This is a genomic window from Bradyrhizobium sp. HKCCYLRH2060 (assembly GCF_051168135.1).
In the GTDB taxonomy this organism is placed as follows: domain Bacteria; phylum Pseudomonadota; class Alphaproteobacteria; order Rhizobiales; family Xanthobacteraceae; genus Bradyrhizobium.
The window spans coordinates 1-25550 of sequence record NZ_JBNPUK010000008.1 but is presented as its reverse complement, the minus strand read 5'-3'; the positions used below and the strand labels follow the sequence as shown (position 1 = coordinate 25550).

At 66.5% G+C, this 25550-nt stretch carries 22 protein-coding genes; 9 read left to right on the top strand and 13 right to left on the bottom strand.

Features of this window, described 5'->3' with window-relative positions; translation table 11 throughout:
- Positions 1-42: 42 nt before the first annotated feature.
- Together ACQR10_RS17000 and ACQR10_RS16995 are read left to right on the top strand one after the other, a co-directional pair.
- Positions 43-834, top strand: coding sequence for a class I SAM-dependent methyltransferase (locus ACQR10_RS17000; protein WP_315805835.1), 792 nt, complete (start codon positions 43-45; stop codon positions 832-834).
- Positions 835-936: 102 nt separating this feature from the next.
- Positions 937-2160, top strand: a complete 1224-nt coding sequence (locus tag ACQR10_RS16995) for an MFS transporter (RefSeq protein WP_316181548.1) — start codon at positions 937-939, stop codon at positions 2158-2160.
- Here the strand turns inward: ACQR10_RS16995 and ACQR10_RS16990 are convergent.
- From ACQR10_RS16990 to parC, 5 genes are all read right to left on the bottom strand, one after another.
- The gene (locus tag ACQR10_RS16990; protein WP_315805837.1) at positions 2157-2591 is read right to left on the bottom strand and encodes a universal stress protein; all 435 of its coding nucleotides are present in this window, start codon (positions 2589-2591) and stop codon (positions 2157-2159) included. The two genes, ACQR10_RS16995 and ACQR10_RS16990, sit on opposite strands and share 4 nt — an antisense overlap.
- 62 nt (positions 2592-2653) lie before the next feature.
- A complete protein-coding gene (locus tag ACQR10_RS16985; protein ID WP_316181550.1) occupies positions 2654-3928 on the bottom strand; it encodes an adenylate/guanylate cyclase domain-containing protein in 1275 nt (424 codons plus the stop codon).
- A gap of 37 nt (positions 3929-3965) precedes the next feature.
- Complete coding sequence (arsC, locus tag ACQR10_RS16980; protein ID WP_316217815.1) at positions 3966-4370, bottom strand: arsenate reductase (glutaredoxin); 405 nt, start codon at positions 4368-4370, stop codon at positions 3966-3968.
- 44 nt (positions 4371-4414) lie between these two features.
- On the bottom strand, positions 4415-5377 hold the full coding sequence (locus tag ACQR10_RS16975) for a cation diffusion facilitator family transporter (RefSeq protein WP_315805840.1): 963 nt from the start codon (positions 5375-5377) through the stop codon (positions 4415-4417).
- Between the two features lie 83 nt (positions 5378-5460).
- Complete coding sequence (gene parC, locus ACQR10_RS16970; protein ID WP_316217814.1) at positions 5461-7713, bottom strand: DNA topoisomerase IV subunit A; 2253 nt, start codon at positions 7711-7713, stop codon at positions 5461-5463.
- Positions 7714-8110: 397 nt separating this feature from the next.
- Between parC and ACQR10_RS16965 the strand changes: the two genes are divergently transcribed.
- The 6 genes from ACQR10_RS16965 (at position 8111) to ACQR10_RS16940 (ending at position 14682) form a co-directional block, all read left to right on the top strand.
- Positions 8111-8941, top strand: a complete 831-nt coding sequence (locus ACQR10_RS16965; protein WP_316181554.1) for an alpha/beta fold hydrolase — start codon at positions 8111-8113, stop codon at positions 8939-8941.
- A gap of 834 nt (positions 8942-9775) precedes the next feature.
- Positions 9776-9994, top strand: coding sequence for a hypothetical protein (locus ACQR10_RS16960; protein WP_315803983.1), 219 nt, complete (start codon positions 9776-9778; stop codon positions 9992-9994).
- 154 nt (positions 9995-10148) lie between these two features.
- Entirely contained in the window at positions 10149-11360 is a 1212-nt protein-coding gene (locus ACQR10_RS16955) for an ABC transporter substrate-binding protein (protein WP_315803984.1), read from the top strand.
- Between the two features lie 10 nt (positions 11361-11370).
- On the top strand, positions 11371-13104 hold the full coding sequence (locus ACQR10_RS16950) for an FAD-dependent oxidoreductase (protein ID WP_434884848.1): 1734 nt from the start codon (positions 11371-11373) through the stop codon (positions 13102-13104).
- A complete protein-coding gene (locus ACQR10_RS16945; RefSeq protein ID WP_315803986.1) occupies positions 13101-13862 on the top strand; it encodes an SDR family NAD(P)-dependent oxidoreductase in 762 nt (253 codons plus the stop codon). The genes ACQR10_RS16950 and ACQR10_RS16945 overlap by 4 nt, the downstream gene beginning before the upstream one ends.
- A gap of 31 nt (positions 13863-13893) precedes the next feature.
- Positions 13894-14682 (top strand): IclR family transcriptional regulator, encoded by a 789-nt coding sequence (locus ACQR10_RS16940; protein ID WP_315803987.1) that lies wholly within the window; start codon positions 13894-13896, stop codon positions 14680-14682.
- 3 nt (positions 14683-14685) lie between these two features.
- Here the strand turns inward: ACQR10_RS16940 and ACQR10_RS16935 are convergent, their stop codons facing one another.
- From ACQR10_RS16935 to ACQR10_RS16925, 3 genes are all read right to left on the bottom strand, one after another.
- A complete protein-coding gene (locus ACQR10_RS16935; RefSeq protein ID WP_316237444.1) occupies positions 14686-15309 on the bottom strand; it encodes a glutathione S-transferase family protein in 624 nt (207 codons plus the stop codon).
- 111 nt (positions 15310-15420) lie between these two features.
- Complete coding sequence (locus tag ACQR10_RS16930; RefSeq protein WP_434912017.1) at positions 15421-17022, bottom strand: FAD-binding protein; 1602 nt, start codon at positions 17020-17022, stop codon at positions 15421-15423.
- Position 17023: 1 nt separating this feature from the next.
- Positions 17024-18685 carry an acetolactate synthase large subunit gene (locus ACQR10_RS16925; RefSeq protein WP_434912016.1) on the bottom strand — a complete coding sequence of 554 codons (1662 nt, stop codon included), beginning with the start codon at positions 18683-18685 and terminating at the stop codon, positions 17024-17026.
- Positions 18686-18840: 155 nt separating this feature from the next.
- Between ACQR10_RS16925 and ACQR10_RS16920 the strand changes: the two genes are divergently transcribed.
- Positions 18841-19899 carry a LysR family transcriptional regulator gene (locus tag ACQR10_RS16920; protein WP_315803991.1) on the top strand — a complete coding sequence of 353 codons (1059 nt, stop codon included), beginning with the start codon at positions 18841-18843 and terminating at the stop codon, positions 19897-19899.
- Between the two features lie 21 nt (positions 19900-19920).
- On the opposite strand, the gene ACQR10_RS16915 is transcribed toward ACQR10_RS16920, so the two are convergent.
- From ACQR10_RS16915 to recO, 5 genes are all read right to left on the bottom strand, one after another.
- Positions 19921-20328, bottom strand: coding sequence for an ACT domain-containing protein (locus tag ACQR10_RS16915; protein WP_434893287.1), 408 nt, complete (start codon positions 20326-20328; stop codon positions 19921-19923).
- Positions 20329-20337: 9 nt separating this feature from the next.
- Positions 20338-21324 carry a glutathione S-transferase family protein gene (locus ACQR10_RS16910; RefSeq protein ID WP_316217806.1) on the bottom strand — a complete coding sequence of 329 codons (987 nt, stop codon included), beginning with the start codon at positions 21322-21324 and terminating at the stop codon, positions 20338-20340.
- 153 nt (positions 21325-21477) lie between these two features.
- A complete protein-coding gene (locus tag ACQR10_RS16905) occupies positions 21478-22524 on the bottom strand; it encodes a DUF2278 family protein (RefSeq protein WP_315803994.1) in 1047 nt (348 codons plus the stop codon).
- Positions 22525-22554: 30 nt separating this feature from the next.
- A complete protein-coding gene (locus ACQR10_RS16900; protein WP_316217805.1) occupies positions 22555-24303 on the bottom strand; it encodes a phospholipase D-like domain-containing protein in 1749 nt (582 codons plus the stop codon).
- 290 nt (positions 24304-24593) lie between these two features.
- Complete coding sequence (gene recO / locus ACQR10_RS16895) at positions 24594-25334, bottom strand: DNA repair protein RecO (protein ID WP_316217804.1); 741 nt, start codon at positions 25332-25334, stop codon at positions 24594-24596.
- Positions 25335-25550: the final 216 nt, after the last annotated feature.

Below are 25550 nucleotides of genomic sequence, written 5' to 3'. Positions count from 1 at the left end.
CCGCCGGCGACGGGTGCCACTGCCCCACTGACGGGATCCAACATGCTCTCCCCCCAACTCGGTCTCCGACCGGTCACGAACGCGCCCGTGCCCTGCAAGATCTGTGACGGTCCTGCCTCTCTCTACGGCGTGGTCGACATGAACCGCCCCTGCCAGACGGCCCATGCACATCGCCCGCCGCTGGCCGGCGTGCCGATCTACTACCGGCGCTGCTCGGATTGCGGCTTCCTGTTTACGGACGCCTTCGACGACTGGGGCATCGAGCAGTTCAAGACCCACATTTACAACGACGGCTACGAAGCCGTGGATCCAGACTATCGGATCAAGCGGCCAACCGACAATGCGGCGGCCGTGGCCCGCTTCTGGGCGCCGCACAAGGCCGGGATGCGGGTGCTCGACTTCGGCGGCGGCAACGACCTGTTCTGCACCGGCCTGCGCGCTCAAGGCTTTGCCGAAGCGGTCACCTATGATCCGATGGTGGCCGAGCACGCGACCCGCCCCGATCGCAAGTTCGATCTCGTGACCTGCTTCGAGACCCTCGAGCACGTGCCCGATCCGCTGGCGACGATCGGAGCCATGGCGGCCTGCGTGGCCGAGCCCGGCGCGGTGTTCTACTCCACATTGACCCAGCCGGACGATTTCGACAGCCAGGGCATGTCCTGGTGGTACGTCGCGCCGCGCAACGGCCACATCTCGATCTACACCCAGCATGCGCTGGCGCTGGCCTGGCACCGGTTCGGCTTCAAGACGGCGCCGCTGAATGCGGGCACGCATCTGGCGTTCCGCACGCTGCCTCCGGAATGGGGATTGGCCGAGGCACCGACCGCGGCATAGGCCGTCCGCCGCGCGAGGGGCGATGCAGGAGATCAGGAAGCGGGTGGGCGCAAGGAGGCGGCGCAGTGATGATGGCCGCATCATCACAACAGGTTCCTGTTCATGTCTCCCTCCGCCCTGCCCGCCGCCTTCCACCGCCTCGCCTGGTCCAACCTCACCGCGCAATCGGCCGAGCAGATCGCGCTCGCCGCAGCACCGATCGTCGCGGTGCTCGCGCTCGGTGTCGGCGAGGGCGAGACCGGGTTGCTGCAGACGGCGCTGACCGCGCCCTTCGTGCTGTTCGCGATCCCTGCGGGGCTGCTCGCCGACCGGATGCCGAGACGGCTGCTGATGGCCATGGCCGAGACGCTTCGCGCGCTGGCGCTGCTCGCGATCCTCATCGCCTTGGCGGCCGGCGTGCTCACGCTGCCGCTGCTGGCGGCGCTCGGATTCGCAGCGGTGTGCGGCACGGTCGTGTTCAGCGTCGCCGCGCCGGCCGTGGTGCCGAGCCTCGTCGCCCCGGCCCAGTTGGCGCCTGCCAATGCGCGCATCGAGCTTGCCCGCACCATCGCCTTTGCGGCGGGGCCTGCGCTCGGCGGCGTGCTGGTCGGCTGGATCGGCGGCGCGCCCGCCTTCGGCTGCGCCGCGGCGCTCTCGCTGGTCGCAGCCATCTGCCTGGCCGGCATCGCCGAGCCCGCTCGCGCGCCCGTGCCGCGCCGCCATCCGCTCGCCGACATCAGGGAAGGCGCCGCCTTCGTGCTGCATCATCCGTTGCTGCGGCCGGTGTTCGTGACCCAATTCATCTTCAACACGGCGCATTTCCTGCTGCTCGCGGTGTTCGTGCCCTATGCCGTGCACCGGCTTGGCCTGTCGGCGGGAGGCGTCGGCACGGTGTTGTCGATGTTCGGCATCGGCATGGTGTGCGGCGCGCTGCTGGCGACGCGCATCATGCGGCTTCTGCCGTTCGGCACCGTCATCGGGCTCGGCCCCGTCACCGGCTTCACCGCAGCGCTGGTGATGGCGCTCACCACGGTCGTCCCTTCGCCTCTCCTGGCCGCGCTCAGCTTCTTCCTGCTCGGCGCCGGGCCGATCCTCTGGGTGATCTCGACCACGACGCTGCGGCAGTCGGTGACGCCGGCCGGCCTGCTCGGGCGGGTCTCGGCCATCAACATCCTGAGCTACGGCGCCCGTCCGCTGGGCTCGCTGCTCGGCGCGGTCGTCGGCGGCCGCTACGGCGCCGACATCTGTCTCTACCTCGTCGCCGCCATCTTCGGCCTGCAGGCGCTCGTCATCCTCGCCTCGCCGGTCGTCGCGATCGCGCGCCAGCCGGAGCCGCAGCCCGCCTAGCGATAGACCAGGATCGGCACGGTCGAATGCGTCAGCACCTTCAAGGTCTCGCTGCCCAGGATCGCCGACACGCCGCGCAGCCCGTGCGAAGCCATCAGCACCAGATCGCAATGCTGCTTGCGCGCGGTCTCGACGATCGCCTCATAGGGCTTGTCGTGCTCGACGCACAGCGTGGCGCAGGCCACGCCGGCCTGCTCGGCATCGTCCTTCACATGATCGAGATATTTCGCGGTCTGATCGGCCACCAACGACTTGTATTGCGCGAGCGCCTTGGTCGCAGCGTGGGGATCGACGACCAGCGAATGCAGCGGCGTCGACACCACCAGCGCCGTGACCTTGGCGCCGGTCGCCTTGGCGAGCGCGATGCCGTGCTTGATCGCGGCCTTGGACAGATCGGAGCCATCGGTCGGCAGCAGAATATGTTTGTACATGAGCTTTCATCTCCCGGCGGAGAATGCTGGGCAGACTCGCTTCTGCTGGGCATTGACGTGGGTCAAGGGTGCGACATCTCGTCCGCCAGGTAGTTCTCGTAGGCCCGCGTGGCCGAGGCGCTGCCGGCAATGTCCGGATCCAGCGTGAACAGATCCTGCGCGCGGCCGATGCCGCGCAGCGCGTAGCGCCCGGTCGACACCAGATAGCGCCGACCTTCGCCGTCGAGCCCCTCGCAGAATTCGGAGGATGCCAACAGTTCGCGATCGACCGAGCGGCACATCGAGGCGATGCGGCTGACCTCGTTGACGGCCGGTCCCACGACGGTGAAGTCGAGCCGGTCCTCGCTGCCGATATTGCCGTAGAACACCTCACCGACATGCAGGCCGACATAGGCCGAGGTGACAGGCCGTCCCTCGCCGGCGCGCCGTGCGTTCAGCTTCAGGATGTTCAGCCGAAAGCGATGCTCGGCGCGCAGCGCGGCGTGACGGGCCGAGGCCATGTCGCCGCCGGTGAAGATCGCCAGCACGCCATCGCCGATCAGCTTCAGCACGTCGCCACCGGACTCGTAGATCGCGTCGATCGACGCCTCCGCATAGTCGTTGAGCAGCGGGATGATCTCGTCCGGCGAGATGCTCTCGCTGATCGCGGTCGAGCTGCGCAGGTCGGAGAACCACAGCACGGCATTGATGCGCTCGGTGACACCGCGGGAGATGCGGCCGCGCAGCACCTGCTCCGACGCATCGCGGCCGAGATAGACGCGGCCAAGGGTTCGCACGATGTCGACCTGCTGCGCGGATTTGATCGTCAGCGCGAGCAGCGGGACAAGGTCGCGCAATGCGCCGACCTGCGTGTCGGTGAAGCCGCCGTCACGCCGCGTCAGCCAGTTCGAATAGAAGCAGTCCATCTGGCCGAGCGTGCCGGCTTCGCCGAACCGGTGCACGAAGGCGAGATAGTGCCGATGCCCCTGTGCGGTAAGCTCCTCGATGATCGGAAAATCGAGATGCGCACAATTCAGGAAGTCGATGCTGAACTCGTCATGGCCGTTCTCCAGCATGTGGTGGAAGACCGAGCGCCGCCAGTTCTGTGCCGCCTCTCCCTCATTGCTGGAGCCATATTCGAAGCTGTCGGCCTCGTTCGTGTCGAAATCGTTCCAGCGGAAGCCACGCCCCTCGAAGATCGGATGCAGCGTGTCGATGATCGCGAGGCTGCGTGACAATTCGAGTCCGGCCGCGCGGCAGCGCTCGCAGAAGCCGCGCAGGATCTCGTTTTCCGGCATGCCGGTCAGGCTCTGAGCCACGAGCCAGTTCGCCACTTCGAGACGGGTCGCCGTATCCATGGTTTCAACTCACCAACGCGTCACGATCCGGAAAGCTTCAGCCAGGCCGGCTCACCACCTCGCCGTCCTCCTTGGTGAAGGAGGAGACGGGATGATCGAGCAGGTCGAGCACGAGTTCGGACGGGCGGCAGAGCCGCGCGCCCTTGCTGGTCACCACGATCGGCCGGTTGATCAGGATGGGGTGCGCGAGCATCGCCTCGATCAGCTGGTCGTCGGTCCATTGGGGATCGCCCAGCCCAAGCTCGGCATAGGGCGTTCCCTTTTCGCGCAGCACGTCGCGCACCTTGACGCCCATCGCGTTGATCAGCGCGATCAGCTGCTCGCGGCTCGGCGGCGTCTTCAGATATTCGATCACCTCGGGCTCCTCACCCGAGGCGCGGATCATTGCGAGCGTGTTGCGCGACGTGCCGCAGGCGGGATTGTGGAAGATCGTCACGGGCATGGGCTGTCCAGTCGTTGCGTGCCGAGGGCACATTCGCGTACTGCTCACACCACGTCGGCGGGAGCGAGCTTGCAGGCGCAGCCATCGGCCTCGATCTGCAGGGTGGGATGCTGGATATTGAAGCGATGGGACAGCTCAGCGCAGACGCGATGCAGGAAGGCATCATCCGTTCCGCCTGCCCTTACCAGATGCGCCGTCAACGCGGTCTCGTTGGTGCTCATCGCCCAGACGTGGAGGTCGTGCACCTCGCTGACGCCGTCGAGGGAGGCGAGATAATCGCGTACCGCCGGCAGGGCGATGTCGCGCGGCACGGCGTCGAGCGCCAGATTGACGCTGTCGCGGGCGAGATCCCAGCCGCTCAGGAGCACCACGAGCGCGATGATCAGGCTGACCACCGGGTCGACCCACAGCCATCCGGTCCAGATCGTCACCAGCGCCGCGATGACCACGCCGAACGACACGGCGGCGTCGGCGGCCATGTGCAGGTAGGCGCCGCGAATATTGAGGTCGGTGTCGCGGCCACGCATGAACAGCATCGCGGTGGCGCCGTTGATGACGATGCCGAGCGCAGCCACCCACAGCACGGTCGTGCCGGCGACCTCGTCCGGATTGCGCAGGCGGTCGAAGGCCTCGACGGCGATGCCGCCGACCACGAGCAGCAGCAGGCCGGCATTGATCAGCGCGGCCAGGATCGAGGCGCGGCGATAGCCATAGGTGTGGCGGTCGGTCGGCCGCCGGCCCGACAGCCACAGCGCGCCCCAGGCCAGGAGCAGCGACATCACGTCGGAGAGATTGTGGACGGCGTCCGAGATCAGCGCCAGCGAATGCGCGGCATAGCCGAAGATGAGCTCGGCGATGACGAAGGCCGTGTTGAGCGACACGCCGATCGCGAACGCCGTGCCGAAGCTGGCGGGCGCGTGGCTGTGGCCGGCGTGGCCATGGGCGTGCGGGGAGCCATGATCATGGGAATGATCATGGTCGGGATGATGAGAATGCGAGTGCGCCATCCAACATGTCTCCGGGCGATCGCGCACCTCGCGATCGCCCGCTGTCTGATATAGACGGCCGCCGGACGGATACTATTACGTCGCTACTCGATCGGCCGGTTGAACTTGTTCGACTTCGGCAGGCCCTGCGCGATGCGGCCGGCATCGGCGCGGTTGCCGCGGTAATCGGCCAATTCCTTCCAGCTCAGGCCCTGGTCGCGGCCGGCGGAATCCTTCCAGGCCAGCCCCTGCTTCTGCTCGAACGTCGTGACGTCGGACAGTTGCGCGCTGGTGTACTTCTGCAGACGCACGCCGCGGCCGCGCGCCATCTCCGGGACCTGGTCGAGGCCGAACACCACCATCTTGTGGTTGGTGCCGATGACCGCGACCTGATCGCCGGTGACCGTGCAGATCGCGCGCGCTTCCGCGGGCGCCGTCACGTTCAGCACCTGCTTGCCCTTGCGGGTGTTGCTGACGCAGTCCTCTTCCTTGACCACGAAACCCTGGCCATCGGACGCCGCCACCAGGAACTTGCGCTCGCCCTTGGTGACGAACATCGAAACGATGGACGCGTCCTGGTCGAGGTCGATGAACATGCGGATAGGCTCGCCATGGCCGCGTCCGCCCGGCAGCTTGCCGACGTCGAGCGAGTAGAACTTGCCATTGGTGGCGAACAGCAGCACCTTCGAGGTGTTCTCGGCGAAGAACCATTGGCCGAGCTGGTCGTCGGTCTTGAACTGCAGGTTCGAGAGATCGGCGACGTGGCCTTTCAGCGTACGCACCCAGCCCTTGTCGGAGACGACGACCGTGACCGGCTCACGCTCGATGAAGGCCTCCTCGATCGCGGCGAGATCATGCTCGGGCGCGTCGGCGAAATTGGTGCGGCGCTTGCCGAGCGGCGTCTTCGGCCCGAACAGGTCGCGCACGGTCTTGACCTGCTCGCCGACCTTGGCCCATTGCAGCTGCTCGGAACCGAGCAGCGCGTTGATGCCCTTCAGCTCGCCGCGCAGGTTCTTGTCCTCGGTACGGATCTCCATTTCCTCGAGCTTGCGCAAGCTACGCAGGCGCATGTTGAGGATGGCCTCGGCCTGGACCTCGGTGAGCTTGAACGTCTTCATCAGGACCGGCTTCGGCTCGTCCTCGGTGCGGATGATCCTGATCACCTCGTCGATGTTGAGGTAGGCGATCAGGTAGCCGCCGAGAATCTCCAGCCGGTTCTCGATCTGCTTCTTGCGGTAGTTCGAGCGCCGCAGCAGCACGTCGCGCAGATGATCGAGCCATTCGCGCAGGCACTCGGCAAGCCCGACCACCTTCGGAATCTTGCCCTTGATCAGCACGTTGAGGTTCAGCGGAATCTTGCTCTCGAGATCGGTGAGCCGGAACAGCGATTCCATCATCAGCGCCGGATCGACGTTCTTCGACTTCGGCTCGATCACGAGCCGCACGTCCTCGGCGGATTCGTCGCGGACGTCGCCGACCAGCGGCAGCTTCTTCTCGTTGAGCAGCTCGGCGATCTTCTCGACCAGGCGCGACTTCTGCACGAGATAGGGAATCTCGGTGATGACGACGATCCAGGTGCCGCGGTTGCCCTCCTCCTGCTTCCACTTGGCGCGGACGCGGAACGAGCCGCGGCCGGTGGTGTAGGCCTCGATGATCGATTCCTTTGAATCGATCACGGTGCCGCCGGTCGGGAAGTCCGGGCCCTTCACCCAGCGCAGCAGCGCGCGCGACTTGGCGTCGGGCTTCTCGATCAGATGCAGCGCGGCGTCACACAGCTCGGCGGCGTTGTGCGGCGGGATCGAGGTCGCCATGCCCACCGCGATGCCCTGCGCGCCGTTGGCGAGCAGGTTCGGGAAGCCGCCGGGCAGCACCACCGGCTCCTTGGACTGGCCGTCATAGTTCGGCCGGAACTCGACGCCGTCCTCGTCGATGCCTTCGAGCAGCAGCCGCGCGACGTCGGTCATGCGCGCTTCGGTGTAGCGATAGGCCGCCGGATTATCGCCGTCGATGTTGCCGAAATTGCCCTGGCCGTCGACCAGCGGATAGCGCGAGGAAAAGTCCTGCGCGAGGCGGACCATCGCGTCGTAGATCGCCTGGTCGCCATGCGGATGGAACGAGCCCATCACGTCGCCGACGATCTTGGCGGACTTCTTGAACGCGGTGCCGGGATCGAGCCGCAGCAGCCGCATGCCGTAAAGGATGCGCCGGTGCACCGGCTTGAGGCCGTCGCGCGCGTCGGGCAGCGCCCGGTGCATGATGGTCGAGAGCGCGTAGGCGAGATAGCGCTCCTCCAGCGCCTCGCGCAGCGCGACCTCGTGAATCTCCGCCGGCTCCGGCGGAATCAGTGATTTTCCCATTAGCGTTGAGCTTTCAGTGGGTTAGCCCAGGAGCTTGAGCTGAATTGAACGATTTGGGAACACGCTTTATGCGATGAGGCGTCGGGGCGCAATGACGGCCCTGCACGGTTCCAGGAGGAAAAAACCGGATGTTCGGCCGCGGAACCGCAAAACAGCCTGCAAATCATGCAGGTGACGCGCCGCCGAGGCATGTCGCTACGCTCACGGATTGGGCAGCCATCGCGCGTCCCGTCGAGGTGCAACGATGTCGCACACGAGTCTGTGTTGCTGAGATCGTCACCCTCCATCGCTAAGGTAGCCGCGGACATCCTTGGCTGCGTATCGACGCGACGAGGAGCGCCATCACGCCGCGCCTTGAACGCGGCAGATCCCATCCCGTGAGAAAGGCAGACATCCCATGAGCTCAGGATTCGTGACGACATCGGACGGCACGCAGATCTTCTACAAGGATTGGGGCTCGGGCCGGCCCATCGTCTTTCATCATGGCTGGCCATTGTCGTCCGACGATTGGGACGCGCAGATGCTGTTCTTCCTCGACAAGGGCTTTCGCGTCATCGCGCATGACCGCCGTGGCCATGGCCGCTCGAGCCAGACCGAGACCGGCAACGAGATGGACACCTACGCGGCCGACGTTGCGGCGCTCGCCGCCAAGCTCGACCTCAGGGACGCGGTTCACGTCGGTCACTCCACCGGCGGCGGCGAGGTCGCGCGCTACGTGGCGAAGCACGGCAAAGGCCGCGTCGCCAAGGCCGCCCTGCTCGGCGCGGTGCCGCCGGTCATGGTCAAGTCCGACAAGAACCCCGGCGGACTGCCGATCGAGGTGTTCGACGGCTTCCGCGCCGCGCTCGCCGCCAATCGCGCACAGTTCTTCCTCGATATTCCGACCGGCCCGTTCTACGGCTTCAACCGCGACGGCGCCAAGATCTCCGAAGGCGTGATCCGCAACTGGTGGCGCCAGGGCATGATGGGCGGCACCAAGGCACACTATGATTGCATCAAGGCGTTCTCGGAAACCGACTTCACCGAGGATCTCAAGGCGATCGACGTGCCAGTGCTGCTGATGCATGGCGAGGACGACCAGATCGTCCCGATCGACGACTCCGCGCGCATCGGCATCAAGCTGCTGAAGCATGGGACCTTGAAGACCTATCCCGGTTTCCCGCACGGCATGGCGACGACGCATGCCGACGTGATCAATGCGGACCTGCTGGCGTTCATCAAGGGGTAGCTCGCGCTCTGGTGAATGAGCAGCCGGAGGCCGGTGAGGCGACAGACCTCACGTCTTGCACGTCATGGCCGGGCTTGTCCCGGCCATCCACGTTGCACAGCGCACGCCGAACGACGTGGATGCCCGGGACAAGCCCGGGCATGACGAGTGCGTGGCAGCTCCTCGTCCACCATCGCTTCAATGCCTTTGCTGAAGACATGGTCAAACCTTCTCGCGACGCGATCAGCGTCCGAGCTATCACATCGATCACCCTCTCCAATCAGAGGGCGCAGGGAAGGCCGGACCTCGACTGAGGCCCGTGGCCCGCCTGCGAAAAAAATGCAGGCGGCAGGTACCACAGGTCAGCCGGACGACCCGGCCCTCCCTGCGCGATGGGCTTACGATTTATACGCAGTCTCCCCGGTGTCCGGGCTTGTTAGCCACCGTCGTCAGCGCGATGCCTGAGGCATCCATCGCCGGCTTGACGCCAGCATCGGGGCGCCAGGACGCTGCGATTTCATCGTCCTGCCGGACTCGTTCGTCCACGCGCATAGAGCACGCTGCGATCCGACAGGCCACCGCTCCCCGCCTCGCGTATCGTGACGATCGCGCGTAACGCCCCTTCGGTGAGGCGGGATGGGCGGAAGCATCGTCCTGATTTGCCCGACGACACAAGCTGATCGGCCTGCGGCAGATTGGCTCGACGGGCAGTTTGCGCATGGCAGATCAGCGATTCTGCTGATCCGAAGCTCGGAAGAGCCGGAACCGGAGCCGCGGCTGGCGCGTTGCCGACAACATCAACACGCGTTGCGTCAACCGATTTTCGACTGAAGCCCCTGCTGCGGACAGTTCTGCATGAAGGATTTTTCAGACGCTGCGTTTTCGCCTGATGTCATCGTGCTGATGACGCAGGCCCTCGACAGTGCCATCGCCGCGCTGCCCGAGCCGGTGAGCTCGACCCATGTCACCCTGCTTGCCGAATCGGTGCTGCGTGCCGCCAAGACCGGAGAGCGGGATCCTGCCGCGATGCAACGACTGGCGCTGCTCGAATTGCAGATCATGCCGCGCGTGTAGCGCGCATCGCGCTACCCAGCCGCCATCCGATATCCGCGACGACCTCCACAGTCGTTGTGCGCTGCATCGCACCCATTCGTAATTGACAAACCAATTCGTCAATGTCTAACTCGCTGCCACCGCCGACAGAGCGGGGCAAACGGGGAGGATCTTCATGCGACGGCAGTGGCTCGCCTGCGCGTTTCTGGCAACGACGACATTCATTTCGACCCACGCCTCGGCCCAGGTGTCCGACGACGTGGTGCGGATCGGCGTGCTCACCGATCTCTCGAGCTGGGGGCGCGACAACAGCGGGCCGGGCTCGGTCGAGGCGGCGAAGATGGCGGTCGAGGAATTCGGGCCCACCGTGCTGGGCAAGCCGATCGAGATCATCAGCGCCGATCACCAGATGAAGACCGACGTCGGCACCACGGTCGTGCGCGACTGGTTCGACAACGGCAAGGTCGATGCCGTGGTCGACATTCCCAATTCCGGCATCGCGATCGCCGTGCACAACATGGTGCGCGAGCGCAACAAGATCGCGCTGCTGTCAGGTCCGGGCGCGAGCTCGCTGACCGACGAGCTGTGCAGCCCCAACACCGTCCACTTCACCTACGACACCTATGCGCTGTCCAAGGTGACGACCTCGGCCGTGATCGGCCAGGGCGGCAAGTCCTGGTACTTCATCACGGCGGACTACGCGTTCGGCCAGCAACTGGAGAAGGACGCGACGCGCTTCATCAAGGAGCTCGGCGGCACCATCCTGGGCGGCGTCAAGCATCCGACCAACACCGCTGACTTCTCCTCCTTCGCCTTGCAGGCGCAGAGCTCGAAGGCCGACGTCGTCGCCTTCGCCAATGCCGGCCAGGACACCGACAACGCCATCAAGCAGTCCGGCGAGTTCGGCCTGGTGAAGGGCGGCCAGAAGCTGGTCGGTCTCCTGATGTTCGACACCGACGTGCATGCGATCGGGCTCGAGGCGGCGCAAGGCACCTACATGACGACGGCGTCGTACTGGAACATGGACGATGCCACCCGCGCCTGGTCGAAGAAGTTCTACGCCCGCGCCAAGGTGATGCCGACGATGATCCAGACCGGCGTCTATGGCTCGGTGCTGCACTATCTCAAGGCGATCAAGGCGGCCGGTACAGACGATCCGAAGGCTGTCATGGCGAAGATGCGCGAGCTGCCGATCGAGGATACGTTCGTTCACGGCGGCAAGCTTCGCGAGGACGGTCGCGTCATCCGCGACATGTATCTCGCCCGCGTCAAGAAGCCGTCGGAGTCGAAGGAGCCGTGGGACTACCTGGAGATCGTCAAGACCGTGAAGGGCGAGGATGCGTTCCGGCCGGTCTCCGAATCCAAGTGCCCGCTGCTGAAGAAGTAGGAGCGCGCGCATGAGCGGAGCAGATCACCAGGCCGGCGAAACCCATGATTGCGACGTGCTGGTGGTCGGCTCGGGCTGCGCCGGGCTGTCGGCGGCGGTCACCGCCGCCCAGGCCGGGCTGAAGGTCGTCGTCACCGAGAAGGAGCCGCGCTTCGGCGGCACCACGGCGCGCTCCGGCGGCTGGCTGTGGATTCCGGGCACGTCGCTGGCCAAGGCCTGGGGCATCGACGAGCCGCCCGAGCTGGCGCGCAGCTATCTGCGCCACGAGGCCGGCAACAGCTACGATGCGGCGCGGGTCGACGCGTTCCTGAGCAAGGGCCCGGAGGCGGTCGACTTCTTCACCAGCAAGACCGCGCTGAAGTTCGACATGCCGCTGACCTTTCCGGACTATCACGCCGAGGCACCGGGCGGCACGCAAGGCGGCCGCTCGATGGTCACGCGGCCGTTCGACGGTCGCGAACTCGGCGACCACATCAAGGATCTCGGCCAGCCGCTGCCCGAGCTCACCGTGTTCGGCATGATGCTCGGCTCCGGCAAGGAGATCATCCATTTCATGCGCGCGACCAAGTCGCTGGCGTCAGCGTTCTACGTCGCCAAGCGGCTGTCGAAGCATGCGCTGGACGTGCTGCGCCACGGCCGCGGCATGACCTTGACCAACGGCAATGCGCTGGCGGGGCGGCTGGCGAAGTCGGCATTCGATCTCGGGATTCCGCTCTGGCTGTCGTCGCCGGTGGCCGAGCTGATCCGCGACGGCGAGGCCGTGCGCGGCGCCGTGGTGATGCGCCAGGGCCGACGTATCCGCGTCAATGCGCGGCTCGGCGTGGTGCTGGCCTGCGGCGGCTTCCCGCATGACGTCGACAGGCGCAAGGCGATGTTTCCGCATGCGCCGACCGGACAGGAGCATGTGTCGCCCGGCCCTGTCGGCAACACCGGCGACGGCCTGCGGCTCGCGGAAGCCGTCGGCGGCCGGGTCGAGGATGGCCTGCCGCATGCGGCGGCCTGGGTGCCGGTCTCCGTCACCACGCGCAAGGACGGCAGCAAGGGCGTGATGCCGCACTTCATCGACCGCGCCAAGCCGGGCGTGATCGCGGTGACCGCGGATGGCGTGCGCTTCGCCAATGAAGGCAACTCCTACCACGACTTCGTGCAGGCGATGGTCAAGGCGGCCAAGCCGGGACGCGAGATCGCGGCCTGGCTGATCACCGACCACCGCTCCTTGCGCCGCTATGGCCTCGGCTGCGTGCCGCCGTTCCCGATGCCGCTCGGGCATCATCTGAGCACCGGCTATCTCAAGCGCGGCGCGACGCTGGCCGAACTCGCGAGCACGACGGGCATCGATCCGCGGGGGCTCGAAGCAACCGTGGCCGCGTTCAACGCCGATGCCGCGCTGGGCCAGGATCCCACGTTCGGCAAGGGCTCGCGCGCCTACAATCGCTATCAGGGCGACGCGCTGCATGGGCCGAACCCGTGCGTGGCGCCGATCAAGGACGGGCCGTTCTACGCGATCAAGATGGTGATCGGCGATCTCGGCACCTATGCCGGCATCCGCACCGACGAGCATGCCCGCGCGCTCGACGCCGGGGGACAGCCGATCGAGGGGCTCTATGCCGCCGGCAACGACATGGCGAGCATCATGGGCGGCAACTATCCGGGTGCCGGCATCACGCTGGGACCGGCGCTGACCTTCGGCTACATTGCCGGTCGGCACCTCGCGGAACGCGCGGGCCAAAGGAGCGCCGCATGAGCGACCATCAGATGTTGGCCGGAAAGCTGGCGCTGGTCACCGGCGCCGCCAATGGCAATGGCCGTGCGATTGCGCTGGGACTCGCGGGCCGCGGCGCCGATGTCGTGATCACCGACATCGACATGGAGGGTGCGGAGCGCTGCGCCGCCGAGATCCGCGGCCATGGCCGCAAGGCGTGGGCCTACAAGCTCGATGTCACCGACGCCGCAGGCTGCGCGGCATTGGCCGCGCAGCTACGCGCCGAGGTCGGACCGATTTCCATTCTCATCAACAATGCCGGCATCATCATCCGAGAGAATATCGACTCGCCGCGGGCCGCGCAGAACTGGCAGCGGGTGATCGACGTCAATCTCAACGGCGTGTTCAACGTCACCTACGCGTTTCTCGCCGCGTTGCGCGCGACGCGCGGCACCATCGTCAACATCGCTTCCGTCGCCTCCTTCATCGGCATCAGCAACACGCTCGGCTACTCGCCCTCCAAGGGCGGCGTGAAGTCGCTGACCCAGGCGCTGGCGCGCGAGCTCGCCGCCGACGGCATCCGCGTCAACGCCATCGCGCCCGGCGTGATCGCCACCGCGATGACGGAGACGACCCGCAACGATCCGGAGCGGCTCGCCGGCTTCATGAGCCGCACGCCGCTCGGCCGCGTCGGCCAGCCGGAGGAGCTCGCCGGCCCCGTGGCGTTCCTGGTCTCGGACATGGCGTCCTACGTCAACGGCGTGACCCTGCCGGTCGACGGCGGCTTCCTGGCGGTGTAGGCACGGCGCCGAACCAGGGGCACAACAAGACATGGGACGAGAGAGCCGCGGCATCCAATCGATCGAGGTCGGCGGCACCTTGCTGCAGGCGCTGGCGCGCAGCGGCGAGCCGATGATGCTGCGCGACCTCGCGCGCGAGGCCGGGCTGCCGCCGGCCAAGGCGCATCCCTATCTCGTCAGCTTCTCGCGCATCGGTTTGATCGAGCAGGACGAAACCACCGGACGCTACGAGATCGGCCCGCTCGCGCTCGAGCTCGGACTGATCAGCCTGCGGCGGCTGTCGGCGGTGCGGATCGCCACTCCGAAGATCGCGGCGCTCGCCGGCGCCATCGATCACGCGGTCTCGCTCGCGGTGTGGGGCACCAATGGCCCCACCGTGGTGCGGCTGGAGGAGCCGAGCCATCCGGTGCACATCGTGATGCGCGTCGGCTCGATCATGGCGCTCTTGGAAACCGCGACCGGCCGCGCCTTCGCGGCGTTCCTGCCGCCGAAGACGGTGAAGGCCGCGCTCGACGCCGGCCTCGACCGTCTCGGTGTCGGCTACAATCCGAAGCGCGCACTGAGGAGCCCGAAAGTGGCGGAGATGCTGGCCGAGGTGCGCGCGCAGGGACTGGCGCGCGCCGTCGGCGATCCCCTGCCTGGCGTCAATGCCTTCGCCGCGCCGGTGTTCGATCACGCCGGTCATGTCGCGCTGGTCATCACCGCGATGGGACCAGCCGGCACCTTCGATGCCGGCTGGCAGTCGCCGCTCGCGAACCGCCTGCGCGCCTGCGCGGCCGAGATCTCCAAGCAGCTCGGCCACGGCATCGCGCAGCCGTGAGCCTCAGGCCGCGACCGAGCGCTTCTCCGGCCACGGATCGGCCCACGCCGGCAGCCGCATCAGCCCGTCGAGCCAGCGCACGATGTTCGGAAACGTCTCCATCGGCATCTCGGCCTCGCGCCAGTCGGTCGCCATCGAAGCGGCCGCGAAATCGGCGATGGTGAGCCGGTCGCAAGCAATGTGGCTATGCGACCTGAGATGCGCGTCGAGCACGGCGGCGAACGTCTTCAGGTTCGGCACCTTCGCGACCAGCGCGGCACGGTCCGGCGCACCGATCCCGAACGTCTTCTTCACGATGTGCTCGAAATAGAACGGCCCGACCGCGGGCGCCCAGTGGCAATCGGTCCACGCCAGCCAGCGCAGCACCTCGATCTGCTCCTGCGGATCGCGCGCGGGCCACATGTCGCAGCTCTCGCGGATGCAGAGGTGCGCCATGATGGCGGTCGACTCCCACAGCACGGTGTCGCCGTCGACCAGCACCGGCGCCTTCATGTTGGGATTGAGCGCAGCATAATCCGGCGTCTTCATTTGGCCGGTGATGTCGATGAACTCGGCCGGGACGCCGAGATGCTTCACCAGCGCCAGCACGCGGCGCGGCGCCTGAGCCTTGATCCAGTAGATCTTCATGACGGGTCTCCATCTCCTGTGCCTCGAAGACGAACGTAGCAGCACCGGATCGACAGTGACCGAGCAATAATTCAGCGGCGGTTCCGCGGACTCGTACGGTTCCCGTAGCCGTCACATCGCGCGCACCGCCGCCCGTGCGGTGAGAATGCAACCCGGCAGGAACGTGCCTTCCAGCGAGCGCTTGCCCGAGGCGCCACCGCCGCCGAAGCCGGCGGCTTCGCCGACCGCGTAGAGGCCGCCGATCGGCGCGCCCGTGGTGTCGAGGACCCGGCTCTGCAGATCGGTCTTGAGGCCGCCGAGGCTCTTGCGGGTGATGAGTTGCATATGAATGGCGATGTACGGCCCGGCGCCCGGCGCCTGCAGCGGCGCAGGCTTGCAGGTGCGGAGCTTGTCCGGCCCCCATTGCCGCGCATGCAGAATGCGGCGCAACTGGTCGTCGTTGTGGAGCTTGTCGCCATTCCCAAAGTTCGCGTCGAAGGCGTCGGCGGTGGCCTGGAGCACCTCCGGCTTCACGTCGCCGGTGCCGGTCAGCGCATTCATTTTGGCGGCGAGGCCAGCCAGCGTCTCGTCGACCAGGAAATGCCGGCTCTCGCGCTGCATCTGCCTCACCAGGCGATGATTGCCGAGCAGCGTCTCCTTGAGGAACATCGGCATCTGCCGGTCGCGGATGCGCGGATTGTGCTCGGCGCCGGAGATGGCGAATTCCTTGGCGGCGATGCGCCAGTTCAACAGATGCCACGTATACGGCTTCTCCTGCGCCGCGACGCGCTGGCACAGATCATGGGTGTCGAAGCCGGTCACCAGCGGCTCGGGCCCGATCCGCTCGCCGCGATGGTCGAGCCACAGCGCCGATTTGCACGGCACCAGCGACAGGCCGTGGCCGTCGAAATGCGGAAACGGATGCGGGATGCCGGCGGCGTAGTTCCACATCTCGCCGGCATGCGTGATCTCAGCGCCCAGCGCCCCGGCCGCAAGGTGATGCAACTTGCCGTCGGAGAACGGATGCGCGCCATTGAGCATCGCCGCCGGCAGCGGCCGGCTCTTCAGCCAATTGGCGCGGGCCTCCTGGTGGCTGCCATTTAGGCCGCCCATCGCCAGCACCGTCAACGGGGCCGCGATGCGGATCTCGGCGCCGGTCTCCTCGTTGACGGCGACGACGCCCGCCGCGGCGCCGCCGGCGCGATCGAGGCCGACGACGCGATGGCGGTGCAGAACCGTCAGTCTGCCGCCACGATCGGCCGCGCGCATCGCCGCGATCATCACGCGCGTCAGCCGCTGCGAGGTGCCCCAGACGATGTGGTAGCGCGGCAGCGCATTGCCGTCGCCGTGCCGGCCGCGCTCGACCCAGTTCACGGCCGGCATGAAGGTCACGCCGTGCGCCAGCAGCCAGTCGTAGACCTCGGCGCGCGAATGCTCGACGTAATAGCGCGCCCATTGCAGCGGCCAATGCTCGGCCGCGTCGAGCTCGCCGAACCTGATCCAGTCGCGCAGCGCGATCTCCGGTGTATCCGGGATCTTCATGCGCGCCTGCAATGGCGTGCCGACCAGCGCCATGCCGCCGAACGCCCACAACGCCAGCCCGCCGAACCGCTCCGGCGTGTCCCTGTCCACGATGGTCACCGACTTGCCGGCGCGCAGCGCTTCCAGCGCGGTGACGATGCCGGCGAGACCGCCGCCGGCGATGACGATATCGGATTGCAGCGTCGCGCTCATGTCACGGCGCGATCTTGCGCTTGAGCATCCGCGCCACCGGCAGCGGGACGCGGTCGAGCGATCCCAGGAGATGCGGCAGAAGCTTCAGCTTGAGGCCGGTCAGCGCCGGCGGCACCATCGCCTCGATCAGATGCGGCCCCGGCCGCGCCAGCGCCCCCTGCAACGCGCTGGTGAGTTCGTCCGGCGTGGTGACGCGTGTCGATCGCACGCCCATGCCGTCGGCGATCTGCGCGAATTTCAGGACCGGCCCGTGCAAATCGAGCTGCGCCCGCGCCTTCGGTCCGATCTCCTCGGCGCCGACCCGCTCCAGCTCGACATTGAGCACGGAGTAGGAGGCGTTGTTGAAGATGATGGCGGTGACGTTGAGCCGCTCGCGCGCGATCGTCCACAGCGACTGGATCGTGTACATCGAGCTGCCGTCGCCGATCAGCGCGATCACCGGCCGGTCCGGACAGGCGATCGCCGCGCCGATCGCGTTCGGCAACCCCTGCCCGATGGCGCCGCCGGTCAAGGTGATCAGATCGTGGCGCGGCGCGCCCGCGGTGAACTTCGACAGCATCAGGCCGGAGCTGATCGCCTCGTCGATGATGATGGCGTTCTCGGGCAGGAGATGACCCACGGCCTTGCAGACCTTTTCCGCGGTGAGCTTCTTGCCGCGCGGACGCCCGGGCCGCGAGGCCGGTGACAATGCCGGCGTGGCGCTGTTGGCCTCCAGCGCGGCCGCAAGCTTGACCAGGCTGCCCGCGGCGCATTGCGCCGGCGTCGACAAGGTCAGCACCCTGCAGCCGTCATGCGGCAGATAGCTCTTCTTGCCGGGATAGGCGAAGAACGACACCGGCGCCTTGGCGTCGACCAGGATCAGGGTGTCGATCTCCTTGAGCTGGATCTGCGCCATCTCGGCGAGATAGGCGATGCGCTCGACGGCCGGCAGGCCCGCTCCCCGCTGCATGCGCGTCGGAAAGGTCTCGGCGTAGACTTTCACGCCGCAGGCCGCCGCGATGCGCGCGGCCGCCAGCAGCGACTCCTCGTGCAGCGCGGTGCCACCGAGCAGAAAAGCGCTGCGGCCGCCCGCCCTGATCGCCTCGGCGACCGCCTGCACGGTCGCATCGTCGGCGGCCGCCGGCGGCTCGATCACCGGCGCCGGCTCGGCGACGCCGCCCTCCCCCCAGGACACGTCGGCCGGCAGGATCAGCGTCGCAACCTGTCCGGGCCAGGAGCACGCCGCCTTCACGGCCGCCACCGCGTCGCGGCACAATTCCGACGTCACCTGCGAGGTCCAGACGAATTCCGGCGAGACGTTGCGCGCGACGGTCTCGATGTCGGACTGGAGCTGCGCGTCATACGGGACATGGTAGGTGGCGTGGTCGCCGACGATGTTGACGACGGGCACCTTGCCCTTGCGCGCATTGTGCAGATTGGCGAGGCCGTTGCCGAGGCCGCAGCCGAGATGCAGCAGCGTTGCCGCGGGCGTGCCGGTCATGCGGGCGTAGCCGTCCGCCGCGCCGGTCGCCACGCCTTCGAACAGGCACAGCACGGCGCGCATCTCCGGCGCGGAATCCAGCGCCGCGACGAAATGCATCTCCGAGGTGCCGGGATTGGTGAAGCAGACCCGAATGCCGGAATTGACCAGGGTCCGTATCAGAGCTTGCGCACCGTTGGGCATGAGAAGAGCCTGTTGCCGGGAGACTGCCGCAGCGCGGGGCGACTTGGCCAACCCCGCCATGGCATTTCCCCTGTTTGTATTTGCGCCATTTTGGAATTGACGGTCTCAGAAATCCAATGAATTGTTATGGCTGGATCAATGATTTCGGCTCATCGATGTACACCCCCACCCTGCGCCAGCTGCAGCAGTTGGTCTACCTCGCGGAAGAGCGGCATTTCGCCCGGGCGGCCCAGCGCGCCCACGTCACGCAGTCGGCGCTGAGCCGCAGCTTGCAGACCTTGGAGGACGCCGCCGGGATGCGGCTGTTCGACCGCAGCTCGCGCTCGGTGGAGATCACCCCGGTCGGCGAACGGCTGGTGGCACGGGCCCGGTCGCTGTTGTCTGGCGCCGACGATCTCGGCCGCGAGATGCGCCTGCTCCGCTCGGGAGATGCCGGCGAGGTGACGGTGGGCGTCGGCGCCTTCACCGGGCTGACGCTTCTGCCGGATGCCATGGCGCGGCTGTATTCGGAGCACCCGTCCGTGCGCATCATCGTGGTGCAGGACAATTGGCGCGCCCTGATGGAGGTGCTGCAGCAAGGCAAGCTCGATTTCTTCCTCGCGCACATCACCGACATCCGCGCCGACGACAGCCTCGACATCGAGCCGCTCGGCGGCCTTCCGGGATACTTCTACTGTCGGGCGGATCATCCGTTGGCGCGCCGACGGGAGCTTTCGGCGCGCGAGCTCGCCGGCCAGCACTTCGCCTCCGTTGCGCTGCCGCCGGAATTCGGCAGGCGCTTGGAAGCGCTCATCGCTGCGCCGGAGGGCCGCGGCTTCGACGTCGCGCTCGAATCCGAGAACGCGAGCCTGCTGGTGCAAATGGCCATTCGCTCCGACATCGTGCTCGTCGCGGGCGACGCCGTTCTCACCCACGAGCTGGCCTCCGGTCAGTTGATCCGCCTCAACGTGGCCGAGCTGAAAGAGCCGCGCGCATCGGATCTGCTGATGGCGCAGTTCGGCATCCTGCGGCTGAAGGGGCGGACCCCGTCGCCCGCAGCGATGATGTTGATGGACCTGGTGCGCGCGCAGGCCGAGCGAACGCTGATCGCGCCACGCCGGCCTCCGGCCCCCCGCGCCGCGCGTGACACGAAGCGGTCGCCGGCCACGACACGCAAGAAACCGAGTGGACTCCGGCGAGGCCGATCGCATCACGTCGGCAGAAGCAAAGCCTGACTGATCGCCGTCCTGCCATCGCTAGGTGGCGGCGCTGCGAGACAGCTCATGCAAGAGCAGCACGGCTTCCTTGCCTCGTGCTTCCGGCACGAACAGATGATCGTGGTGAAACGCCGAGACCGCGTTGACGCTGATGCCGGCGGCCGCGAGCTTCGTCGTCACCGCGGCAAGGAAACCCACCGCATCAAGCGCTGATAGCACCGAGAGCGTGATCAGGCGCGAGGCGAACCGGCAGGGCAACCCTGCCCGCTCTGCTTCCTCGCGCCGCACGATGAGCGTGATCGCTTCGCGCTCCCGGAACAGCATGAGGGGCGTCAGCCCGGCCGGGATGTCCTGATGCGTGTCGACAGTGCAGAACACGAACGCGCCGTCCTGCAGCTCGGGAGCCATCGTGCGCAGCAGCGTATCGAGGTTGCGTTCACCCGCCATGGATCCTCGTCAATTCGTCGCCAGGCGCTCGCGCCCATGCGGCGCGGTGAAATCCTGCCGCGGCCCGACCGGGACGATGCCGGTCGGATTGATGGTGCGATGGCTCTCGTAATAGTGCCGCTTGATGTGCTCGAAATTCACTGTCGCAGCGATTCCCGGCCATTGGTAGAGATCGCGCGTGTAGGCTGCGAGATGCGGATAGTCGGCGATGCGGCGGATGTTGCACTTGAAGTGGCCGACACAGACGGCATCGAAGCGGATCAGGGTCGTGAACAGCCGGATGTCGGCCTCGGTCAAGGTGTTGCCGAGCAGGAAGCGGCGCGCCGACAGCCGCTCCTCCAGCCAGTCGAGCGTGGCGAACAGCGGGCCGATCGCCTCCTCATACGCCCCTTGCGTGGTCGCGAAGCCGCATTTGTAGACGCCGTTGTTCAGCGTGTCGTAGACGCGCGCATTGATGGCGTCGATCTCGTCACGCTGGGCTTGCGGATAATAGTCACCTTGCCTGGCGCCGACGCCGTCGAACGCCGAGTTCAGCATGCGAATGATCTCGGACGACTCGTTGTTGACGATGGTGCGCTTCTGCTTGTCCCACAGTACGGGCACGGTGACGCGGCCGGAATAATGCGGCTCTGCGGCGGTGTAGATCTGGTGCAGAAGGCCGGCGTGATTGACGCTGTCGGCCACGACGCCCGGACCCTCGGCAAAGGTCCAGCCCTGCTCGCGCATCAGCCAGTGCACGACCGATACCGAAATCATGTCATCGAGCCCCTTCAGGGCACGCATGATCAGGGTGCGGTGAGCCCACGGGCAGGCCAGGCTGACATAGAGATGATAGCGGCCCGCTTCGGCCGCGAAGCCGCCGGTGCCGGATGGGCCCGGACGGCCGTCAGCCGTGACGAAGCTGCGGAACGCCGAATCCTTGCGGATGAAGCGGCCGCCGGACGCCGCCGTGTCGTACCAGACGTCGTGCCATTGGCCGTCGACCAGGACTCCCATGACGCTCTCCTCTCACACCGTGGCCTATACGCGGGGGGCAGCCATGCGCCGCCCTCTTGCCTTGGCCCTTACGTGACAGGAGTACACGTCACCCCGCGGCCGCGCCAGCGGCGAACCTGCGCTGCCAGCGCACGGCTCCGCCGCAACACGCGGTCACGACTGGAACGGGATGGTGCGGCCCGGCTGCGCCGCCTGTTCCCGCGTATAGGAGACGCCGTGCACCTTCACGCCTGCGGCATTCAACAGCGTGATGATGCCGCCCCGGTTCGACAGCGCGACCGGCGCGACGATGGGCACCACCAAGGTGGCGCCGCGCGCGATCGTGCCGCTGAGCTGCATGGCGTTCTTCTGCTTGTCCTTGATCTGCCAGCCGGTGAGATCGACGTCGACATCGGCGGTGTTCAGCAGCGTGACCGTCTCGTGCTCCGGCGTGCGCACGTCGTTGACATAGGCCGCGATGATCCGCACCAGCCCGTCGGGCACGTCGAGCGGCGGAATGTGGTCGCGGTCGGGCGGCGTATGCGGCGCGTTCGGGTGATCGGGATCGGGCGGCAGGATGACCCCGCCGCTGACATCGTCCGAATGCCAGGCCTGGGTCTGGAACTTCAGGAAGATGGCGACCCATTGCTGCTGGTCGGGAAACTCGAAGATCAGTCCACCGTCCTGCCAGGGACCGTTGTCCCCGGCGTATTTGCCGGCCGGATTGCCCTGGTTGAAATGGATATCGTGGATACCGCGGCCGGGCTTGAAGCCGAAATAGCGGTCGGCCTTCTCCTCCGGTCCCCATGCGACGCCGAAGGCATAAATGAGAGCCGTCTCGTCGGACATGGCGCGCTGAACGTAGGCGTCGATTTTCTCGTTGAGATCGTTGTCGGGGCCCGCGGCCGACAGCGGCAGCGGCTTGAGCTCCCACGGCTGCATCAGATTGCCCCGGATGAAATCGAGCGCCACGCCGCCGGGCTTGCTCTCCAATGGATGCAGCCCCTCCGAAAACGCCTTCAGGCCGTCGACGATCGGATGTTCGAAGCGCGAGCGGACCAGGAACTCGACCTCGCTGCCGTCCTGGGAACGGACATTGATGGCGATGCGATAGAGCTCACCGTCGGCGGAGACCTGCACCTGATAGTGCGGACTGCTTCCCGACGCCAGACGATTGTTGATGGGCCGACCCTTGAGAAGCGAATAGTCGTTCAATGGCATGGTCGTCTCCAACTCTGTCCGTAACGATATCTAGGACGAGAACAGCAATCGATCGCGTTCGGCCTGCGAGCCGTCGACGTAGAAGCGCTCGAACCAGGCCGGCTTACCGGACAACGCCGTCGGCTTGCGCAGCGTGATCGCCGCAGGCGCGGACGCGGAGCGCTGCCGCTCGGACTTGCCCTTGAACGCATCGCGCATCCGGTTGCGAAACTGCAGGTGATCGAACACGCGGGTGGCCTCGATCGCATAGGAGGTGGCGATCTTTCGGTCCTCGATCATGATGAGGTGGTCGCCGTTGCCCTTCTCTCCGCTCGGCGAGAAGTTGCTCGATCCGGTGAACACTTTCGCGGTCGGCAGGCTGAAATCGGTCACCAGGAATTTGTGATGGATGTTGCGGCCCTTGCCGCCGGACCATTCGCTGCGGAACGGCTCCGGCGCCTTGCTCGCGAGATAGGCGAAATCGACGAGACCGATCGAGCCGTCGGGCTTGCGCAGCTCCAGGGCGCCGCGCTTGTCGACCGTGCCGTAGCTGAAGATCGGCCGCTCCATCACGCGGTCGAACGCGTCCTTGGTCGGACCGTCGCCGAGCTGGCTCAGAAACGCGACCGAGTAGAACACCGACGAGGTGGCCTGATCGATCGCGGCCCGGATCGGATTGAGCGAGAGATCGGTGGCCTGGTGCGGCGAGAAGCAGAGCTGTACGGTCGGCTTTCCCTCGGTATGGACGGCGTGCCACTTCTTGGAGAAATCATTCTTCCGGAAGACCGAGGGGTCCTCGAAGGCGATATCGAACATCTCGCCGAACAGCCCGGCGACATCAGGCGAATGAAAGACCAGCATGTTGTTGGCCTGAATATAGAGGCCGCGGAAGGTGAAATTGGTCGAGCCGCACAGCACCTTCTCGGGCTTGCCGTCGCGGCGCGTGATCAGGACCTTGTTGTGCTGGAGGTTGCTGAAATGCGTGCGCAGCACGGCAGCACCCGCCTGCTTGAAGCGCTTGGCGCTGCGCGACTCCGCGCTGCCCGGCAGCTTGTGACTGTTATCCTTGGCATTGGAATCGTCGATGATCGCCCGCAGCCGCGGACCGAACTGCTCGAGCTGGCCGATCACATCGGGCTCGTTGAGGTCATAGGCCATCACGTCGAGCGTGAGCCCGGGATCCGCCAGGGCCTCTTTCAAGAAGCCGAACAGGAGGTCGTAGGCCTCGAACCCCAGCCACTCATAGACGCTGTCGCCGGCCTCGTTGGTGAGGTCGAGCTTGTCGAAGCCCGGCCCGTCGCGGCTCTCGACGGGAATGATCTCGGCATTGTTGCCGAACTGATCGCGATAGGCCTGAGACGAGGCGAAGTTGCGGGTGAAACCGACGTCGACCAGGCCGTCATAGGTCACGGCGCTCTGCGTGATGTCGAGCGTGAGGCTGGTCCCCGCCACCAGCGTGCCGTCGTTGCGCATGTGCTGCTTGGCAACACGATACGTATAGACGCCATCCTTGGGCCGGTAGGGAAAATGGATCCAGCGGAATTTCTGGAACGGCGCCTCGGTCGACGGGAAATTCCGGTTGCCGTCGACCGCCGCGCCGGCTCCCGCCGGATAGGAAAACGCGATCCTGTTGCGCAACAGAGAAAAATCCCGTGCGCCCGGCGACTTCACTTCGATCGAGAATCCGACCAGGTCGGGTTCGGGCTCGGCAACGTCGAAGCCGATCATCGTCATGCGCTCGCCACGCCACAGCTTGGACGTGAACCCGTTGCTGGATTTGCGGTTCTCGAAATCGCTCATGATCGAAATGCCCCACGATGATGAAAAAAGGCGCGCACGAAACGCATCTCGTCGAAGGGCTGTAATCTTCGCCAGGACCCGCGGCCGACGCAACCTCAAAATGATCTGAGAACTATCATCAACCAGGATTGTTGCACGATCCTGCGTCGGTCGTGTGAAGACGGATGTGAATGACGTCACAATCGGAGACGGTATCGGGATCAGCTTTGCCGCGATGCCCGCGGTGTCGTCAGTCTCGACGTTGGCGAACGAGCGCGCGGGCACATGACGACGAACGTCGAAAACGAGCCCTATCGCAAGGCGGGCCTTGCCCGCGTCACCGCGTTGATGAAGCCCTCGCGGGCGTCGGAATGGCCCTGCCCGCGCGGCTCCAGCACATGACGCAGAAGGAACAGGCCGGTCAGCCGGAAACCGTCGAGCAGATCCTGCTGCGACCAGCCATGGCCCTGCTCGCTCTCGCGCAGGAAGGGCGGCAACGGCAGCAGGCGGTCGGCCCATGGCGCGCCGGCCGTGCGCGACACCGCGCCGCCCGACTTCGGCGATACGTAGATCAGGTCCGAGGTCTCGCCGGTCGCAGCGCAGGATTCGAGATCGAGCCCGAAGCCGAGTTCGGCGAGGATCGCCAGCTCGAAGCGCACGATGTGGACAGCGGCGCAGCCCACATCCTCGAAATCATCGAGCGCATGTTCGAGCCGCAGATACACGTCTTCGTGCGGATCGCGCTCCGGCAACAGCCGGGCCAGCGAGGCAAGATGCGTCACGCCGTAGGCGCCGTGTTGCGCGGAGATCAGCCCCGCCGCCCGCAAGGTCAGCGCGTCGATGGCGTACATGCCGAGGTGCTCGTCGAGCCGCGCGCGCCAGGTCGCGCGCACCGTGTTGCCCGGCTGCAGCACCGGCCGCATGCGCTTGCCGCTGGCCCCGCGCACGAGACCGAGATGCCGGCCATGCTCGCGGGTCAGCAGCTCGACGACAGCGGAGGATTCGCCGTGTCGCCGCACGCCCAGCACGATGCCATCGTCGGTCCATTCCATCTCACGAGCCGCCCAAATGATTCCACACGCGCTTGCCTCCTAGTGCCGGCCGCGGGTGGACAATCAACGTAGCTTGTGCGCGCTGCCGCCACAAAACTCGTCATTGCGAGCGCAGCGAAGCAATCCAGGGTCGAGCAAGGACTCTGGATTGCTTCGCTGCTGTTTAGCCCGGAGACATAGCTTACACCTGTTCGGGGACATGGTTGACACTTTTGG

What these genes read in the sequence shown, in the direction of transcription:
- ACQR10_RS17000 (WP_315805835.1), top strand. Translation starts at nt 43, where the DNA reads ATGCTCTCCCCCCAACTCGGTCTCCGACCGGTCACGAACGCGCCCGTG.
- ACQR10_RS16995 (WP_316181548.1), top strand. Translation starts at nt 937, where the DNA reads ATGTCTCCCTCCGCCCTGCCCGCCGCCTTCCACCGCCTCGCCTGGTCC.
- ACQR10_RS16990 (WP_315805837.1), bottom strand. Translation starts at nt 2,591, where the DNA reads ATGTACAAACATATTCTGCTGCCGACCGATGGCTCCGATCTGTCCAAG.
- ACQR10_RS16985 (WP_316181550.1), bottom strand. Translation starts at nt 3,928, where the DNA reads ATGGATACGGCGACCCGTCTCGAAGTGGCGAACTGGCTCGTGGCTCAG.
- arsC (WP_316217815.1), bottom strand. Translation starts at nt 4,370, where the DNA reads ATGCCCGTGACGATCTTCCACAATCCCGCCTGCGGCACGTCGCGCAAC.
- ACQR10_RS16975 (WP_315805840.1), bottom strand. Translation starts at nt 5,377, where the DNA reads ATGGCGCACTCGCATTCTCATCATCCCGACCATGATCATTCCCATGAT.
- parC (WP_316217814.1), bottom strand. Translation starts at nt 7,713, where the DNA reads ATGGGAAAATCACTGATTCCGCCGGAGCCGGCGGAGATTCACGAGGTC.
- ACQR10_RS16965 (WP_316181554.1), top strand. Translation starts at nt 8,111, where the DNA reads ATGAGCTCAGGATTCGTGACGACATCGGACGGCACGCAGATCTTCTAC.
- ACQR10_RS16960 (WP_315803983.1), top strand. Translation starts at nt 9,776, where the DNA reads ATGAAGGATTTTTCAGACGCTGCGTTTTCGCCTGATGTCATCGTGCTG.
- ACQR10_RS16955 (WP_315803984.1), top strand. Translation starts at nt 10,149, where the DNA reads ATGCGACGGCAGTGGCTCGCCTGCGCGTTTCTGGCAACGACGACATTC.
- ACQR10_RS16950 (WP_434884848.1), top strand. Translation starts at nt 11,371, where the DNA reads ATGAGCGGAGCAGATCACCAGGCCGGCGAAACCCATGATTGCGACGTG.
- ACQR10_RS16945 (WP_315803986.1), top strand. Translation starts at nt 13,101, where the DNA reads ATGAGCGACCATCAGATGTTGGCCGGAAAGCTGGCGCTGGTCACCGGC.
- ACQR10_RS16940 (WP_315803987.1), top strand. Translation starts at nt 13,894, where the DNA reads ATGGGACGAGAGAGCCGCGGCATCCAATCGATCGAGGTCGGCGGCACC.
- ACQR10_RS16935 (WP_316237444.1), bottom strand. Translation starts at nt 15,309, where the DNA reads ATGAAGATCTACTGGATCAAGGCTCAGGCGCCGCGCCGCGTGCTGGCG.
- ACQR10_RS16930 (WP_434912017.1), bottom strand. Translation starts at nt 17,022, where the DNA reads ATGAGCGCGACGCTGCAATCCGATATCGTCATCGCCGGCGGCGGTCTC.
- ACQR10_RS16925 (WP_434912016.1), bottom strand. Translation starts at nt 18,685, where the DNA reads ATGCCCAACGGTGCGCAAGCTCTGATACGGACCCTGGTCAATTCCGGC.
- ACQR10_RS16920 (WP_315803991.1), top strand. Translation starts at nt 18,841, where the DNA reads ATGTACACCCCCACCCTGCGCCAGCTGCAGCAGTTGGTCTACCTCGCG.
- ACQR10_RS16915 (WP_434893287.1), bottom strand. Translation starts at nt 20,328, where the DNA reads ATGGCGGGTGAACGCAACCTCGATACGCTGCTGCGCACGATGGCTCCC.
- ACQR10_RS16910 (WP_316217806.1), bottom strand. Translation starts at nt 21,324, where the DNA reads ATGGGAGTCCTGGTCGACGGCCAATGGCACGACGTCTGGTACGACACG.
- ACQR10_RS16905 (WP_315803994.1), bottom strand. Translation starts at nt 22,524, where the DNA reads ATGCCATTGAACGACTATTCGCTTCTCAAGGGTCGGCCCATCAACAAT.
- ACQR10_RS16900 (WP_316217805.1), bottom strand. Translation starts at nt 24,303, where the DNA reads ATGAGCGATTTCGAGAACCGCAAATCCAGCAACGGGTTCACGTCCAAG.
- recO (WP_316217804.1), bottom strand. Translation starts at nt 25,334, where the DNA reads ATGGAATGGACCGACGATGGCATCGTGCTGGGCGTGCGGCGACACGGC.